The following is a 17,188-nucleotide window of genomic DNA, read 5'->3' as shown; positions in this document are numbered from 1 at the left end:
GTGCCTTACAATCGCCGCTCTTTCAATCGCATTCGATGGAGCAGGCATGTACGCGTCGACCTTCATTTTTCGCGCCGGACAATACGACGACGAATTTCATCGGCTCGACCGGCAGATCGCCGACATGGCGCGCGCGACGCCCGGCTATCTCGGCGAGGAGACGTGGGAAAACGCCGAATCGGGGCTGATCCAGAACGTCTATTACTGGGAGTCGGAGGCGGCGCTGCAGCAGTTGATGCAGCATCCGGCGCATCGCGAGGCAAAGGCGAAGCAGGCGCGCTGGCTGGACGGCTATCGCGTCGTGATTTCGAAGGTGCTGCGCGAGTACGGCGACGGCAAGCTGACGCAGCCGCATGCAGGGCAATCCGCGTGAATGGCTGTCTGAATCATTTATTTCGCATTGCAGATAAGTAACGGCGAGCCGCGCCCGGAAGCCCGTGTTGGGACGCGGGTTTTCGCGGTAACGCGTGCAAATTCTTCGTCAAGCATGGCTAGGGTGGCGGGGCTTCACGTCGCCAGTCCGTCCACCAACAAGGTCCTCACTCGATGTCGTTCGGAGCCTTGTCCATGTCGAATGTCGCCTTGCTCGCGAAGCGCCGCCGCGCGCTGCGCGATCGTACCGTTTCCGTTTCCGTTCCCGCACTGACGCTGATTGCCGCGAGCATCGGCGCGCAGGCTGCCCCGCGCGACAACGACGGCGACAGCCGTTTTGCGCCGGGTTTCGTGCCGGGCTGGCGTGTACGACAACGTGTCGGGCAATCCCCAGGCCGGTGCGATCCTGCCGCCGAACTGCGCGAAGACCACCGGCGGCTGCGGCACGGCTGCCGGCGCGCCGGACGACGGCACCTACCCGTACGTGTGGAACAACGGCCGCTACGACGGCAGCTTCGGCATCACGTTCCGCATCTTCCTCGACCAGATCACGCCGGCCGGCGTCGTCGTCGGCACGCTCGAAGTGCCGAACAGCCTGCAGAAAGGTTTCGCGCACGACCAGATGGTGACGAGCTTCAGCTCGAAGTCGGAACTCGGGCTGCACCTGTCTCTCGACGGCAGCTATCTGACGTTCATGGGTTACGTCGCGCCGGTCAACGCGATCGACGTGTCGAACTCGAACACGCCGCTCGCGGTCGATACGACGGACCCGGACGAGCAGAACTTCTATCGCGCGATCGCGCGCGTCGATTGCCACGGGCACTTCCGCTTCACCGAGACGAATGCGTACAGCGGCAATAACGGCCGCGCAGACGACGGCGGGCCTGCGCAACCTGATGGGCCGCGTCGAACGCGACGGCACGGTGACTATCTGGGCGATTACGTCGACGGTCAGCGGCAACGACGATGTCGGTGCCGATCCGAACCGGCTGGTTGCCGTGCGTGACGTGTTGAAGAGTACGAGCGCGACGACGGCGGCGCACGAGCAGTTTGCCGTGCTGCGGACTGCGAAGTTTGCGGAAGTGTTGCGGGGTATCGCGTTCGCGCCGGGTACGGAGACGGGGCGGTCGCACTGAGGCGGGTGAAACCCGGCTGAAGCGAAGAGCGTGGCCGCATGCTTGCAAGTGGCCCGTACGCTCGCGAACCGCCGCAAAAAGCCCCGAATGCAGGGTGGCCTTCGGGGCTTCCATATCTTCAGCGATGTATGGATTGACGTTCGCTTTGGCGATCGGGCCATTTTTGGCTCGGTCGGGCCAAAAATGGCCCGGTAAATCCCTTTTATTTTCAATCGATTGGTGTTGAGCGGGCCACGAATGGCCCGATTTCCACTCGAAAAAATCAGTTTTCGTGGCTTCACGTTCCCCGTCGTCTGTGCGGAGCGATGCGCATCCCCACTAATGCGCTGATATCAAAGGATTAAATGCCGATTTGAGAAAATTGGCACGGGCATTGCGTTACGTAGGCAGTCATCTCCCGATGGCAACACGGTCAGACGGCCGTGTCGATTCCAACAACAAGGACTGCATCCATGCCGACTCCCGCTTATATCAGCATCCAGGGCAAGACCCAGGGCAACATCACGCAAGGCGCCTTCACGGCCGACTCCGTCGGCAACGTCTATCAGGAAGGTCACGAGGACCAGATCCTGGTCCAGGAAGTCGAACACCTGATCGCCACGCCGACCGACCCGCAGAGCGGCCAGCCGTCGGGCCAGCGTGTGCACAAGCCGTTCATCTTCACCTCGCCGCTCAACAAGGCCACGCCGCTGCTGTACCAAGCCTTGGCCTCCGGTGAAATGCTCCCTGAAGTGGAAGTGAAGTGGTATCGCACGTCGACCGAGGGCAAGCAGGAGCACTTCTTCACCACCAAGCTCGAAGATGCCACCATCGTCAACATCAACACCGTGCTGCCGCATGCGCAGGATGCAACCAAGGCTGAGTACACCCAGCTGGTGAAGGTCGCCATGGCCTACCGCAAGATCACCTGGACGCACGCCATCGCCGGCACCGAAGCGTCGGACGACTGGCGCAAGCCCCAGGAAGCCTGAGGTCGGGTCACCCGTGTGACCGGCGCTTGAGCCGGTCGCTCAACTCAGCATGTAGATCGCCGGCCCGATAACGGGCCGGCAAGGGGCGCTCATGGTTGATCGAACCGACTTGAACTTTACTTTCACTATCGGCGACGAATCATTCGAGGTCGTCGAGTTCACTCTGCACGAGGGCCTGTCCGAGACCTTTCTCTTGCAGGTTGAATTGGCCAGCGCGAATCCCGCCATCGACTTTGGCGAGGTGCTCGATCGTAACGGCCTGCTCACGATTTGGCAGGGCGGGCAGCCGGTGCGTTACGTGCATGGTGCCATCTCGTCGTTCGTTCAGCGTGATACGGGATTTCGACGCACTCGCTATTCCGCGGTGGTCGAGCCGCGTTTGGCGCGTCTGAAGCTGTCCTCCGACTGGCGCATCTTCCAGACTTTGAGCGTGCCCGAGATCGCCACGGCCGTGCTCAAGGCACACCGTCAAACGCTGGACTACGAGCAGCGTGTCACCAACGAGCATCTGGCGCGCGAGTATTGCGTGCAGGCAGGCGACACCGACTACGATTTCATCGAACGTATCTTGCGCGAGGAAGGCTTCTTCTACGCTTTCCAGCACAAGGCCGATGGGCATCGGTTGATCCACTGCGATCGGCTGTTTATCTTCGGCCGTCAGCAGGGCGAGCCGGTGATCTACAACCCGACGCCCGGCGGCGACCAAGCGTCCCGCGTACTGGCCGGCCAAGATCTGTCGCGTCAAGGAAACCGCCAAAGAGAAACAAACTGTACCGAAAGGGGCCACGGATCAGCCGGTCATCGGACTGAGCGTGCGTGCAAAGCCTTCGTTTGCCAAAGACTCGCCCGTCCTTGGCTACCTGCCACACGGTGCTCGCTTTACGGTGCTCCAGCGCGACAAACAGTGGGTCAAGATTAAGCGCGTGATCGAGAAAGCGATCGTGCCGCCATCGACCGCGCAGACGGAGGTGCCTGCCGCCGCGCATAGCGGATGGGTCTCGATGAGCTGGCTGGAAGCACGAGGCCAGGCGCCGGAGGACTTTGATGTCGTGGTTACGCCAGCGAGCCCGCCGGCGGTCAAAGCTGGCGAACTGTTGGGCCACATGGGTGAGTATCGGCGAGTACAGGATCCGGGGCAGAGCCGCAGGCTGATGCATCACGAGATCATCGTCGGCCCGGAACTGCGAGCCTTTCTGGAAAAGAGTCGTGCTGCTGCGGCAAGGGCCACGCCTCAGCAGAAAACTCTGCTGCGGGTGGCGCCAGATGCCCAATTGCATAACCCGGTACTCGCGCCGCCGCAGGCCGGTTTGCTGCCGGTAGATACCATTGTCGCCTTGGACGGTGCGCCGCCTGACGATGCCCTGTACGTCAAAGTCAAGCCAACGGCGGTTATGCAGTGGATCGACCGCAAAGCCAAATTGCCGACGGGTGCCAAGGAGGCCAATCTGTTCCGTCTCAACGATGGGGCCGTGTACACGGCAGCGGATATCGTCCGCGTGCCTCGGCAGGGGACGGTCGGTCAACCTGGAGCCACGCGCTTCCGCGGGGTTTTCGTCGGGGCTGCCAGCCAAACACCGGTCTGGATCACCAAAGACGCATACACTGCGCTGGTCAGTGTCCAAGGAGGCAAGTTGTTGACAGCGGACTTGGCACAAGGGTGGGTAAGTTTTCCACTGACGTTCGCAGCCAACGGCCCCAAAAACGGTGCGCAGCCGCAGCACGTGTCACGGCTCATGTTGCAGCAATCGAGACCGGACAAACAAATCCCCACGGAGCTGCCCAAGGTGTTTGCCCTGGATGAAGCTGGTAACGCATGGTGGCAGGTGCGACTGAAAACCGTTGGCACCACCGCCATCGGCTGGGTAGGCGAAGCGGGCCATGCTGGTGTTTCCCTGCACTCGCCGTATGAGTGGGTGGACTTCAAACTGATTGAGTCCAAGCCAACCACGGCCGCCTACGGCAGCTATTTTGCCGACTTCAAGCAGATGGAGGAGTTTCAGCGCGGGCGATTGGGATTGAAGGACGCCGACCTCGACGTGCCGCTGCGCGAAGTGCGAGCGCTGCTCGATGCCAATCACGACGGTCAGCTCACCTTGGCCGAAGTGAAGGCGGCGCAGCGCGATCGTGACACCATCTACCAACTGTCTCGCGTCATCCTGCGCTATCCGAGTGAATGGAAGGCAGACAAGAAGGCGTGGGATGCCTACGATGCGTTGATACCACCGTCGTCGAAGATGGTCTGGGAGTCGGAGAAAGCGCGCGTCACGCAATTAGTGTGGTGGGATGCGGTCGTTGGGAAAGTTAAGGACTTCCCGGTTGATTCGTTCGTGTTTCACATTCACCCCGTAGGACTATTGATTAATTTTCTTGACGGCAGTATTTCAATTGAGGAGGCGCGCGTTAGGGCATTTCTTCGAACAGTAAGATTCAGTGAGGGCACAGAGGGCGTGGCAGGGTATGAGAGGCTCTTTGGTGGTAAATCGTTCATAAAGGATTTTGGTAGAACATTTTCCGATCATCCGAGAATATTAATTAAAGATTCAGGGTACAGTTCTACTGCTGCCGGCGCTTACCAGGTAATGGGTTACACATGGGATGACTCCCCGTCGATAAGGTGGCGAGAACGATTTTATGTGAGCGATTTCTCGCCTGTCTCGCAAGATAGATATTGCGTTGTCATTCTTAAAATGAAGAGAAAAGCTCTTGATTTCATAAAGAGCGGAGAGCTTTCGAAGGCTGTTTTCCAAGCAAATTGCAAACTGGAATGGGCGAGTTTTCCAGGAGCTCCGTATGATCAAGGAGGAGTAAGTTGGGAGGATTTGAATGCAAAATTCACCACGCTCGTTCGTGAAGAGCTTGCTGGAAAATCTGATCTGGCGGTGAGTCGAGGTGCACTAGATGATCTTATTGATTGATAGAAGGTATATTTTATGGGCTGTCTTATCCATCTTATTTATTGGAGTTCAGAATTTCTGTATTTTGAATTCACATGCTCGAGGTGTAATTCCAAAATTCTCGAATTATCGAGCTGATGTGTATCGCGGCCCGATACAGATTCCGTCCTTTGCTAGGAATGATGGGGGATTGTGGCGAGATAATTATGGGAAACTCATAGGTCAGCCCGATGTGAATGCTGGTGGTCGATTTTATATTGCTAGGCATAGCTGTGGTGCGGAGTGTCGATATTTTACGCTTTCAGATCTCTTGAGTGGGCAGGAATCAATGGTGCTTGCAGAGTTTTCTAACAATGGCATTGAGCCCATGAAGGATGCGCAGGGGCGGACCATTGTAATTGATCTGCATACTCGTCCAGACAGCTTTCTGATTAAAGTTCGATATCATGCTGAATCTAAAGATGGTGGTCGAGAAACTTGTAAAGAAAGGTATTTTGTTTTGAGTAAAGATGGATCGAAGATTCGGGCAATAACGTCGATGATGAATGGTTGCGCAGCCATGAATTGACCCGTTAATACTGCCGATTGAATGAGAGAATAGTCTGGAAGGTGTTCGTGATGAGGATTGTCAGATTTGCCATATATAGTTGTCTTGTTCTGATTGCAGGCGGTGCCTTAGCTGTCGCACTAGATGAATCAACGAACTTTCCTGATGGTTCTAGTCAGATCAAGGTGCGATGCCAGGAATTCGGCAGCGGTGCGAATTGCGGGATCTATGCATCCGGCTCAGCCGGCGAGAAGAAGATCATCGATTACCCTAATGCGCCAACGAATATATCGATGACTTCCGGAGTTTTTGTTATTGACCTTCCTTGTGGAACACAGTGTTCGACAACCTACTTCTATAGCGAGAGGAAAGGGCTGGGTGGTCCGTTCCCCTTCGTCGAAGCTTATGACGTGGAGCGTGGCGTTGTTTTGCTCAGCAAACGGAATCCTCTTCCTATGTACGCCATGTTCTCAAAGCAATCTCGAGTCGTTGGGGAGATTGCGTTGGATATACCCCAAGGGATGGATGCTTTTGCCTCCATTAAAGAGGTTGTGGTCGAAGATCACCGATTTGTGATTACTTATACCGATCGTGCTGGGAACGTCTCGAAGATTCGCCGTCGGGTGCCCATCCTGAAGGGTAGGTTAACTCGGTAAATGGTTTGCGCGCCAAGTTTTCGTCAGGTTTGTACACAATCTCTTGAAGGGCGGAGTTTCATGAGAAGCTCAGGTCGTTGTATTGGCTAATGAAGATGAATTTGATGAGACGGTGGATTTGATGAATAAATACGTTCACTCAGTTGGAGGGGGCGTATCGAGGTTGGAGGGGGCGTATCGAGGTTGGAGGGGGCGGATAAAATCTACTTTTGTTTGGCATGTACCATTATAATGTTATGCCAATAAATGGGTGGTTGGGGTTGAGGGCTGAGTAAGCTTCGGGGGCGACGTTTTATTGTATTTTCGATGATTTTATTAATTTAAAAATTTCTAAACCTATGTTTGAATGAAGTGCCGAAAGTCTGTCGGTGAAAATGACTTTAAAAAATATTCCAATCTTTCATCTGAATAAATTAGTTGGGTACACCCGCTACCTCGGAAACGTATTTTTATGTAATGGGCGGTTCCTATGGTTGGCTCTATCCAACGAAGCACAAGAGGCTGGGACAGTTCGATGTGTACGAGGTTGACAATGTGTTGTGTCGCGATGATTTGCCGGGCTTAGGGTAACCTGCCACGTGCTATACGGCAGCCTTGTCGCCGTTTGTCATCAGAAACCTACCGCTATCCATTTATGTCGACGCCGTTATAGAGAGGCCTCCTGCACCGGGAAATTAAATTGGCGCCAAGGCAAAGCGTCATGTCGAATCCGTTCGTGCGTTTATTGAATTACTCAAGATTCGTACCAGAAACGTCGAGCGGTGAGAGGAAGCCGGATTCGCTTCGATGGGCAACTCGGTGAGGAAGTGAACCCGCCCCCGTCCTGGTCACAAGCGAGATACCCGCCCAGGAACCCGAAAAACACCGCCTTGCGCGCCCCACGCCTCAAAGCGCTTCAACCAACCGCCGCGTACTCTTCTCGCAATACTCGTGACACGCGACCCGCGCCGCAATCGACGCGCCGTGCACGAACCTCGGCGCATCCGCCCGCCGCGACATCGACACGACGATCGACGGCGGCGACGGCTGCAGCGGCAGCTCGACGACTTCGCCGCTCTCGATCAGCGCATCGACGAACAGCACCGGAATCGCCGCGACACCGAAACCGTCGCGCACGAGCTGAACGATCACGGAGATGGACGGCGACCCGGTGATGCGCGTGTCCGACAGCGGCACGCCGTGCGCATGCGCAAGGGTACGGACGATATCCTCGAGCGCACGGTGGGGCGCCGTACCGCGCCCGTACGTGAGAATCGGCTGGCGCAGCACCTGCCGCGCGAGGCCCGAGCGCGTATTCGGCAGCAGCCCCGCCCGCGCGATCCAGCGCACCGGATAGTTCGCGAGCGCATCGCACACGACCGACGCTTCGTCGCTGCCTTCCACGCGGATGATCAGGTCGAGCTCGCCGGCCATCAGCCGGCGCTGCAGCACGACGCTGACGTCGACGGTCAGGTCGATTTCCAGCTGCGGATAGTCGGCCGCCAGACGCCGCATGTAGTGCGGCAGCCAGCTGTGCACGACGGTCTCGATCACGCCGAGCCGCAGCTTCCCGCGCAACGCACTTTCGCCGGACGCGGCGGCCTGCAGTTCCTGCGTCGCCTCGACCACGGCTTTCGCGTAGCCGAGCAGGTATTCGCCGTTCGGCGTGAGCCGGAACTCGCGGCTGCCGCGGTCGACGAGTACCGTCTGCAATTCGTCCTCGAGCGCCTTCAGGCGCTGCGAGATCGCGGCCGGCGTCGCGTGCAGCGCGGCGGCCGTCGTGCGGAAGTTGCGCAGCTTCGCGAGCGTGACGAAGGTTTCGAGAAAACGCGTGTTCATGGTGGTCGGCAAGGCGTTGGGCGCGCAGCTTGTCCCGCTGAAAAAATGAACGGGACTGGGGAAAACCCGGCTTCGTGTAAAGAAATTCTATACACGAAGCGCAAAAAAACTCGTTGGCGACAAAATTTTTTCTTTTCTATTCTTCGCCGTATCCGATGACACGGCACCGTCATCCCGACGACACACCGACAAGCGACAGAACCTCATGACGCCTTCCGAATTCCGCCAGTCCGTGCGCCGCGGCGCATTCCGCGGCCCGACCGCGGGCCATTGCGGTCCGTACGCGCAAGCGAACCTCGCGATCCTGCCCGATGCGTACGCGCACGATTTCCTGCGCTTCTGTCAGGCGAATCCGAAAGCCTGCCCGCTGCTGGGCGTCGGCGAACCGGGCGCGTTCCGGGTCGACGCGCTCGGCGAGGATCTCGACATCCGCACCGACGTGCCGAGCTACAACGTCTATCGCGACGGCCGCCTGACCGAGCGCGTCGAGTCGCTGGACGCGCTGTGGCGCGACGATTTCGTCGTGTTCGCGATCGGCTGCTCGTTCTCGTTCGAGGACATGCTGGCACGCGAAGGGATCGGCCTGCGCCACGTCGAGGAGGGGCGCAACGTGCCGATGTACCGCACGTCGATCCCGAACCGCCGGGCGGGGATCTTCGGTGGCCAGCTCGTCGTGTCGATGCGGCCGATGCGCGGCGCCGACGCGATCCGCGCGGTGCAGGTCACGAGCCGGTTTCCGGGCGTGCACGGCGCGCCGATCCATCTCGGCGATCCGCGCGAACTGGGCATCGCCGACCTTAACGCGCCCGAATTCGGCGACGCGGTGACGATCCGCGACGGCGAGCTGCCGGTGTTCTGGGCGTGCGGCGTGACGCCGCAAACGGCGCTGATGGACGCGAAGCTGCCGATCGCGATCGCGCACACGCCCGGCCACATGCTGATGACCGACATCACGAACGCGTCGCTGGCCGTATTCTGATCCGGGGCGACGACGGCCCGCACCACATATCGCACGACGTACCGCACCACATACCGCACGCACGACCGCCGTTTGACGGCGCATCACGACAGGAGCATCACCATGGAAAGCAAGACCCTCGCGGCGAACGCCGCGGAGCCCGCGAGCCCCGAGCGCAACGGCCTGTTCTCGTGGTACGGCGACGCGCAGCCGCGCGAGCGCCGCGCGTTCTGGAGCTGCAAGGTCGGCTACATGCTCGACGGGATGGACACGCAGATGCTGTCGTTCGTGATCCCGACGCTCGTCGCGACCTGGGGTATCTCGTTCGCGGATGCGGGCTTCATCGGCACGGTCACGCTGCTCGCGTCGGCGGCCGGCGGCTGGATCGCCGGCATCCTGTCCGACCGGATCGGCCGCGTGCGCACACTGCAGCTCACGGTGCTGTGGTTCGCCGTGTTCACCGCGTTGTGCGGGCTCGCGCAAAACTACCATCAGCTGCTCGCCGCGCGCGCGCTGATGGGCTTCGGCTTCGGCGGCGAATGGACGGCCGGCGCCGTGCTGATCGGCGAAGTGATCCGCGCGCGCGACCGCGGCAAGGCGGTCGGCCTCGTGCAGTCGGGCTGGGCGATCGGCTGGGGGCTGTGCGCGCTGCTGTATGCGCTGCTGTTCTCGGTGCTGCCCGCCGAGCAGGCGTGGCGCGCGCTGTTCCTCGTCGGGCTCGCACCGGCACTGCTGGTCGTCGCGATCCGCCGCTACGTGAAGGAGCCGGACGTCTACGAGAAGGAGAAGGCCGCGCAGGCGAAAGTGGCCGACGCGCCGCGCCTCACGGAGATCTTCGCGCCGAAGCTGATCACGACGACGCTGCGCGCGGCGCTGCTGACGACCGGCGCGCAGGGCGGCTACTACGCGATCACGACGTGGCTACCGACCTTCCTGAAGACCGAGCGTCACCTCACGGTGATGGGCACCGGCGGTTATCTGGCGATGATCATCTTCGGCTCGTGGGTCGGCTACCTGACGAGCGCGTACCTGACCGACCGCCTCGGCCGCAAGCCGAACTTCATCCTGTTCGCGCTGGGCTCGATGGTGATCGCGTTCGCGTACACGTCGCTGAACCTGACCAACGCGTCGATGCTGTGGCTCGGTTTCCCGCTCGGCTTCTTCGCATCGGGCATCTTCTCCGGGATGGGCGCATTCCTCACCGAACTGTTCCCGACCCGCGTGCGCGGCTCCGGCCAGGGCTTCTGCTACAACGTGGGCCGCGCGATCGGTGCGCTGTTCCCGTTCCTGATCGGCGCGCTGTCCAAGCAATACGGGCTCGGCATGAGCATCGGCATCTTCGCGGTCGCCGCGTACGGCGTGGTGATCGTCGCCGCGCTGACGCTGCCCGAGACACGCGGCCGCGAACTGGACGCCGCCTGAACCGGCGGGGCGGTCCGCCCCGCGTTGTCCTCCCCTTTTCATCGACACCGTGACATGGCGCGCCGCGCGCGCCGTGCGGCGGCGCTCGTCCTCGATTTCACGACGCATCGACCCGACATCATGACTGACCGACACGACACTCCCGTTTCCTCCGACGCCGCGCGCTGGCAATTCTGGATCGACCGCGGCGGCACGTTCACCGACATCGTCGCGCGCCGGCCCGACGGCACGCTCGTCACGCACAAGCTGCTGTCGGAGAACCCCGAGCAGTATCGCGACGCGGCCGTGGCCGGGATTCGCCACCTGCTGGGCCTCGCGGCCGGCGAGCCGATCACGCCCGAGCGCGTCGACATGGTGAAGATGGGCACGACGGTCGCGACCAACGCGCTGCTCGAACGCAAGGGCGAACGCACCGCGCTCGCGACGACGCGCGGTTTTCGCGACGTGCTGCGCATCGCGTACCAGAACCGGCCGCGCCTGTTCGATCTCGACATCGTGCTGCCCGACGCGCTGTACGAAACCGTCGTCGAGATCGACGAGCGCATCGGCGCGCACGGCGACGTCGTCGTGCCGCTCGACGCGGAGCAGGCCGAAGCGTCGCTGCGCCGCGTGTACGACTCGGGCGTGCGCGCGCTCGCGATCGTGCTGATCCACGGCTATCGCTACACCGCGCACGAGCGCGCGCTGGCCGCGCTGGCGCGCCGGATCGGCTTCACGCAGGTATCGGTGTCGCACGAGGTGTCGCCGCTGATGAAGATGGTGTCGCGCGGCGACACGACCGTCGTCGATGCGTACCTGTCGCCGATCCTGCGTCGTTATGTCGAGCAGGTCGCGCACGAGATGCCGGGCGTGAACCTGCAGTTCATGCAGAGCAGCGGCGGCCTCACGCGTGCCGACGCGTTCCAGGGCAAGGACGCGATCCTGTCGGGCCCGGCCGGCGGCATCGTCGGGATGGTGCGCGCCGCGCAGGCGGCCGGCTTCGAGCGCGTGATCGGCTTCGACATGGGCGGCACGTCGACGGACGTGTCGCACTACCACGGCGAGTTCGAGCGCGTGTTCGAGACGCAGGTGGCCGGCGTGCGGATGCGCGCGCCGATGATGAGCATCCATACGGTGGCCGCCGGCGGCGGCTCGGTGCTCGGCTTCGACGGCGCGCGGCTGCGCGTCGGGCCCGAGTCGGCCGGCGCGAACCCGGGGCCGGCCGCGTACCGGCGCGGCGGCCCGCTGACGGTGACCGACTGCAACGTGATGCTCGGCAAGATCCAGCCCGATCATTTCCCGTGCGTGTTCGGCCCGCATGCGGACGAACCGCTCGACCGCGACGGCGTGGTCGCGAAGTTCGCCGCGCTCGCCGACGAGATCCACGCGGCGACCGGGCGGCGCGAGACGCCCGAGGCGCTCGCCGAAGGTTTCCTGGAAATCGCGATCGGCAGCATGGCGAACGCGATCAAGAAGATCTCGGTGCAGCGCGGCCACGACGTGTCGCGCTACGTGCTGACGACGTTCGGCGGCGCGGGCGGCCAGCATGCGTGCGGCGTGGCCGACGCGCTCGGGATGACACAGGTGTTCGCGCACCCGCTCGCGGGCGTGCTGTCCGCATACGGGATGGGCCTCGCCGACCAGACCGCGATGCGCGAACGCGCGGTCGAGGCGGTGTTGTCCGACGCGTCGCTGCCGGCGCTGAACGCGGCGCTCGACCGGCTGGCCGACGAGGCCGTCGGCGCGCTGCTCGAACAGGGCGTGCCGCAGGCGCGGATCGCGATCGAGCGCCGCGTGCACCTGCGCTACCAGGGCACCGATTCGACGCTCGACGTGCCGGCCGGCAGCGTCGCCGCGATGCAGCAGGCATTCGAGGCCGCGTACCGGCAGCGCTACGCGTTCCTGATGCCCGGCACGCCGCTGGTGGCCGAACTCGCGTCGGTCGAGGCGATCGGCCGCTCCGACGCGCCGGTGGAGATCGCCCCGCTCGCGCCGCGCGGCGACGGCAGCGACGGCAGCGACGGCGGCGCTGGCGCACTGCGCGCGCATTCCGCGGTGCGCTTTTATTCCGGCGGCCAATGGCACGACGCGGCGCTCTACGTGCGCGACACGCTGCTGGCCGGCGACGCGATCGACGGCCCGGCGATCGTCGCGGAAAAGAACGGCACGACCGTCGTCGAGCCCGGCTGGCGCGCGCAGATGACCGCGCAGGGCAACCTCGTGCTGACACGCACGACGCCGCTGCCGACGCGCCGCTCGCTCGGCACCGACGCCGACCCGGTGCGGCTCGAGATCTTCAACAACCTGTTCATGTCGATCGCCGAGCAGATGGGGCTGCGGCTGCAGAACACCGCGTACTCGGTGAACATCAAGGAGCGGCTCGACTTCTCGTGCGCGATCTTCGACGGCGACGGCAACCTGATCGCGAACGCGCCGCACATGCCGGTGCACCTGGGCTCGATGGGCGAGAGCATCCGCACGGTGATCGAGCGCAACCGCGGCCGCATGCGCGACGGCGACGTGTTCATGCTGAACGATCCGTATCACGGCGGCACGCACCTGCCGGACGTGACCGTCATCACGCCGGTGTTCGCGGACGGTTCGGACGCGCCGCTGTTCTACGTCGGCTCGCGCGGCCACCACGCGGACATCGGCGGCACGACGCCGGGCTCGATGCCGCCCGATTCGACGCATATCGACGAGGAAGGCGTGCTGATCGACAACTGGCAGCTCGTGTCGGCCGGCACGCTGCGCGATGCGGAAACCCGCGCGCTGCTCGCGTCGGGCCGCTACCCGGCGCGCAACGTCGAGCAGAACATGGCCGACCTGCGCGCGCAGGTCGCCGCGAACCAGAAGGGCGTCGACGAGCTGCGCCGGATGGTCGCGCAGTTCGGCCGCGACGTCGTGCTCGCGTTCATGGGGCACGTGCAGGACAACGCGGAAGAAGCGGTGCGGCGCGTGATCGGCGCGCTGCAGGACGGCGCGTACCGCTACCCGCTCGACAACGGCGCGGAGATTCGTGTCGCGATCCGCGTCGACCGGGCCGCGCGGCGCGCGGAAATCGATTTCACGGGCACGTCCGCGCAGCTCGACAACAACTTCAACGCGCCGAAGGCCGTGTGCATGGCCGCCGTGCTGTACGTGTTCCGCACGCTGGTCGGCGACGACATCCCGCTGAACGCCGGCTGCCTGAAGCCGCTCACGGTGATCGTGCCGGCCCGCTCGATGCTGAATCCCGAGTATCCGGCGGCGGTCGTGTCGGGTAACGTCGAGACGTCGTCGGCCATCACCAACGCGCTGTACGGCGCGCTCGGCTGCGTCGCGTCGAGCCAGGGAACGATGAATAACTTCACATTCGGCAACGATCGCTACCAGTACTACGAGACGATTGCGGGCGGCAGCGGTGCCGGCGACGGCTTCGCGGGCGTCGGCGCGGTGCAGACGCACATGACGAACTCGCGGCTCACCGATCCGGAGGTGCTGGAATGGCGCTACCCGGTGCGACTCGATTCGCACCGCATCCGCGCCGGGTCGGGCGGCGGCGGCCGCTGGCGCGGCGGCGACGGCGCGGTGCGGCGGATCCGCTTCCTCGAGCCGATGACCGCGTCGATCCTGTCGAACAACCGGATCCACGCGCCGTTCGGCGCGGCGGGCGGCGAGGCCGGCGCGCTCGGCCGCAACACGATCGAGCGCGCGGACGGCACGGTCGAGGCGCTCGAGCATATCGGCCGTGCGCAGATGGCGCCGGGCGACGTGTTCGTCGTCGAAACCCCGGGCGGCGGCGGATACGGCGCGGCGGGCTGAGCCGGGCGACCGGCGTGGGCGACCGGCGTGGGCGACCGGCGCGGGAGCCCCGCGCCGGCGCGCGGATAACATTGCAACGGACTGTGGAATAAAGCCGTGCATTAATGCCCGAACGGAATCAAAAAATACGGGAAACCGGATCGCAGGAACGCGATCCGACCCTGTCGCCACGATTCCGCCGCATCGCTGTCCCCGTATTCCGAAATCGGCCGCAAACGACCGCCCGGCGGGGCGTTCAGCCTGTCGCGCCAGACTCGTTGCGCACCGTCTCACGCGCGTTCAGGCAGGCTGCCAATCATGAAAAATCCGGCTTGCCAATCGAGTCCCAATTCCTTGACACTCCGCTCTAAATGTGAGTGCCATTCTCGATCGTCATTTGATAAGATGGCTCTCATCATTCGTTAGGCACAACCTGCGCGCATCATGCGCGAACGCCGGGTCGCATTAGCTGGAAACAAGTACGGGACGAGGCCCATCATCACGGCAACCACGGTTGCCCTTCCGGGAGCGCGCGCTGCGCGGCCCGGAAGGGCGGTCGGCCGACTCGCCTCCGTCTACACTGTGCGTTTTTTCTGGATCGGGGCGTCTCCATGGATGACGAAAACGATAGCGCGGTGCTCGAGGCGCACGTCGGTACGCGCAGCCCCTGCTGGCGTCTCGGCAGCGACAGCAATGCACTCGAACTGGCGGCCGTCCGCGGGCTGACCAACGTCGCCGTCGCGCTGACGGCCGAACAGGCCGCGAGCATCCGCGCGCTGACCGGCGTCACGTCGCACCTCGTGCTCGACATCGCGCTGTTCGGCGAATCGGTCAGGCTCCATCTCGTCGGCCGGAAGGTCGACACGACCAACTGGGCCGGCACCGCCTCCGCCTATTCCGATGCCGAGTCCGTCGCGATCGATCTCGCGCACGGGCTCGCGTTCGCCGAACAGGTCGTGTCGGAGGTGAACTCGCTCGTCGTGATCCTCGACCGCAACGGGATGGTGCAGCGCTTCAACCGCCTGTGCGAGGAAGTGACGGGCAAGCGCGAGGTCGACGTGATCGGCCGCAGCGCGTTCGAGCTGTTCATGAGCCCGGAGCAGGGCGCGCAGTCGCGCAGCAACATCACCGGCTTTTTCGCGAGCAACCAGTCGTTCGCGGTCGAGCGCTACATCAATACGGTCAACGGGCCGCGCCTGTTCCAGTTCCGCAACAAGTTCGTCCAGAGCGGCAGCGGTGTCGACGAGCAGTTCCTGATCTGCTCGGGCATCGACATCACCGAGGAGCGCAGCGCGCAGCAGCGGCTCACCGAACTCGCGAACACCGACGTGCTCACCGGGCTGCCGAACCGCCATGCGATCAGCGAGCGCATCCACGCGGCGATCGCCGCCGAAACCGCCGCGACGCGCGGGCAGGTCGGCATCCTGTTCCTCGATCTCGACAACTTCAAGCGCGTCAACGATCACTACGGGCACATCACCGGCGACCGGCTGCTGCAGGACGTGTCGGCGATCATCAGCGGCTGCCTGCCGTCCGGCGCGACGCTCGCGCGGCTCGGCGGCGACGAATTCCTCGTGCTGTTCGAGCACGGCACGCGGCCGCTGCTCGAAGCGACCGCGCAGATCATTCTCGAGCGGCTGCGCACGCCGATCCATCTCGGGCTGATGGAGGTCTACACGAGCTGCTCGATCGGCATCGCGATGCATCCGCAGCACGGCGACTCGCTCGAGACGCTGATCCGCAGCGCGGATACCGCGATGTACGTCGCGAAGGAAGAGGGCAAGCATACGTACCGCGTGTTCTCGCTGGAGATGAACCAGAAGGTCGCGAAGTACATGTGGCTCGACACGAACCTGCGCAAGGCGCTCGAAGAGGAGCAGTTCGTGCTGCACTACCAGCCGGTCGTCGATATCGCGACCGGCGACGTGCATGGCGTCGAGGCGCTGATCCGCTGGCAGTCGCCCGATCGCGGGCTCGTCGCGCCGATCGAATTCATCCGCTTCGCGGAGGAGTCGGGCCTGATCGCGCCGCTCGGGCGCTGGGTGATGCGCACCGCGGCCGCGCAGGCCGCCGCGTGGAAGGCGAAGGGGCTCGGTATCCGGATCGCGGTGAACGTGTCCGCGCGGCAGTTGCAGGACATGAACATCGTGCACCAGATGGCGTCGATCCTCGACGCCGCGGGGCTGAAGCCCGGCCTGCTCGACATCGAGCTGACCGAGAGCTGCTTCATCGAGGACGAGGATGCGGCCAACGGGCTGATGCGCCAGTTCCGCCAGCTCGGCGCGGAGATCCATCTCGACGATTTCGGCACCGGTTATTCGTCGCTGTCGCAGTTGTCGCGCCTGCCGCTCGACGCGATCAAGCTCGACCGCAGCTTCATCACGGCCATCGACCGCAATCCGCGCTCGCAGGCGCTGGTGCGCTCGGTCGTGTCGCTCGCGAAGGCGCTGAATTTCGCGGTGATCGCCGAAGGTGTCGAAACGCATGCGGAAGCCGAATTCCTCAAGCAGCTCGACGTCGATCACGCGCAGGGCTACTACTACGCGCGCCCGATGCCGGCACAGGCGTTCGAGGCGTGGCTCGCGGAGACGAGAAAGCTCAGGCTGATCGCCTGAGCTCCGTTCATGAAAGGGCGCCGCCCGCAAGCGGCGC

General features: G+C 63.1%; 12 protein-coding genes. 11 read left to right on the top strand and 1 reads right to left on the bottom strand.

Annotated features, from left to right (window positions below; all coding sequences use genetic code 11):
* Positions 1-46: 46 nt before the first annotated feature.
* The 7 genes from APZ15_RS21595 to APZ15_RS41060 all read left to right on the top strand — a co-directional run bounded on the left by APZ15_RS21595 (position 47) and on the right by APZ15_RS41060 (position 6,576).
* Complete coding sequence (locus APZ15_RS21595) at positions 47-373, top strand: antibiotic biosynthesis monooxygenase family protein (RefSeq protein WP_027790767.1); 327 nt, start codon at positions 47-49, stop codon at positions 371-373.
* 375 nt (positions 374-748) lie between these two features.
* Positions 749-1,378 carry a hypothetical protein gene (locus APZ15_RS21590; RefSeq protein ID WP_226153299.1) on the top strand — a complete coding sequence of 210 codons (630 nt, stop codon included), beginning with the start codon at positions 749-751 and terminating at the stop codon, positions 1,376-1,378.
* Positions 1,379-1,960: 582 nt separating this feature from the next.
* Positions 1,961-2,479 carry an Hcp family type VI secretion system effector gene (locus APZ15_RS21585; protein WP_027790769.1) on the top strand — a complete coding sequence of 173 codons (519 nt, stop codon included), beginning with the start codon at positions 1,961-1,963 and terminating at the stop codon, positions 2,477-2,479.
* Between the two features lie 91 nt (positions 2,480-2,570).
* Complete coding sequence (gene vgrG / locus APZ15_RS21580; protein ID WP_027790770.1) at positions 2,571-3,398, top strand: type VI secretion system tip protein VgrG; 828 nt, start codon at positions 2,571-2,573, stop codon at positions 3,396-3,398.
* Entirely contained in the window at positions 3,292-5,394 is a 2,103-nt protein-coding gene (locus tag APZ15_RS21575; RefSeq protein WP_158605824.1) for a hypothetical protein, read from the top strand. Before vgrG ends, APZ15_RS21575 begins: the two co-directional genes overlap by 107 nt.
* Positions 5,378-5,941, top strand: coding sequence for a hypothetical protein (locus APZ15_RS41065; RefSeq protein ID WP_138143388.1), 564 nt, complete (start codon positions 5,378-5,380; stop codon positions 5,939-5,941). The genes APZ15_RS21575 and APZ15_RS41065 overlap by 17 nt, the downstream gene beginning before the upstream one ends.
* 47 nt (positions 5,942-5,988) lie before the next feature.
* Positions 5,989-6,576, top strand: a complete 588-nt coding sequence (locus APZ15_RS41060) for a hypothetical protein (protein ID WP_138143387.1) — start codon at positions 5,989-5,991, stop codon at positions 6,574-6,576.
* 885 nt (positions 6,577-7,461) lie between these two features.
* Here APZ15_RS41060 and APZ15_RS21570 read toward each other — a convergent pair.
* Entirely contained in the window at positions 7,462-8,394 is a 933-nt protein-coding gene (locus tag APZ15_RS21570) for a LysR family transcriptional regulator (protein ID WP_027790772.1), read from the bottom strand.
* A gap of 205 nt (positions 8,395-8,599) precedes the next feature.
* Between APZ15_RS21570 and APZ15_RS21565 the strand changes: the two genes are divergently transcribed.
* From APZ15_RS21565 to pdeR, 4 genes are all read left to right on the top strand, one after another.
* A complete protein-coding gene (locus tag APZ15_RS21565) occupies positions 8,600-9,373 on the top strand; it encodes a putative hydro-lyase (RefSeq protein WP_027790773.1) in 774 nt (257 codons plus the stop codon).
* 102 nt (positions 9,374-9,475) lie between these two features.
* Positions 9,476-10,774, top strand: coding sequence for an MFS transporter (locus tag APZ15_RS21560; RefSeq protein ID WP_027790774.1), 1,299 nt, complete (start codon positions 9,476-9,478; stop codon positions 10,772-10,774).
* A gap of 120 nt (positions 10,775-10,894) precedes the next feature.
* On the top strand, positions 10,895-14,557 hold the full coding sequence (locus APZ15_RS21555; protein WP_027790775.1) for a hydantoinase B/oxoprolinase family protein: 3,663 nt from the start codon (positions 10,895-10,897) through the stop codon (positions 14,555-14,557).
* A 590-nt stretch (positions 14,558-15,147) separates the two neighbouring features.
* Positions 15,148-17,151, top strand: a complete 2,004-nt coding sequence (gene pdeR, locus APZ15_RS21550; protein WP_027790776.1) for a cyclic di-GMP phosphodiesterase — start codon at positions 15,148-15,150, stop codon at positions 17,149-17,151.
* Positions 17,152-17,188: the final 37 nt, after the last annotated feature.

This window comes from Burkholderia cepacia ATCC 25416, from assembly GCF_001411495.1.
GTDB classification, from domain to species: Bacteria; Pseudomonadota; Gammaproteobacteria; order Burkholderiales; family Burkholderiaceae; genus Burkholderia; species Burkholderia cepacia.
The sequence above is the reverse complement of the archived record's forward strand: the minus strand, read 5'-3'. Positions and strand labels throughout refer to the sequence as shown.

Coding starts and splice junctions, on each gene's coding strand:
- APZ15_RS21595 (WP_027790767.1), top strand. CDS start 47: ATGTACGCGTCGACCTTCATTTTTCGCGCCGGACAATACGACGACGAA.
- APZ15_RS21585 (WP_027790769.1), top strand. CDS start 1,961: ATGCCGACTCCCGCTTATATCAGCATCCAGGGCAAGACCCAGGGCAAC.
- vgrG (WP_027790770.1), top strand. CDS start 2,571: ATGGTTGATCGAACCGACTTGAACTTTACTTTCACTATCGGCGACGAA.
- APZ15_RS41065 (WP_138143388.1), top strand. CDS start 5,378: ATGATCTTATTGATTGATAGAAGGTATATTTTATGGGCTGTCTTATCC.
- APZ15_RS21570 (WP_027790772.1), bottom strand. CDS start 8,394: ATGAACACGCGTTTTCTCGAAACCTTCGTCACGCTCGCGAAGCTGCGC.
- APZ15_RS21565 (WP_027790773.1), top strand. CDS start 8,600: ATGACGCCTTCCGAATTCCGCCAGTCCGTGCGCCGCGGCGCATTCCGC.
- APZ15_RS21560 (WP_027790774.1), top strand. CDS start 9,476: ATGGAAAGCAAGACCCTCGCGGCGAACGCCGCGGAGCCCGCGAGCCCC.
- APZ15_RS21555 (WP_027790775.1), top strand. CDS start 10,895: ATGACTGACCGACACGACACTCCCGTTTCCTCCGACGCCGCGCGCTGG.
- pdeR (WP_027790776.1), top strand. CDS start 15,148: ATGGATGACGAAAACGATAGCGCGGTGCTCGAGGCGCACGTCGGTACG.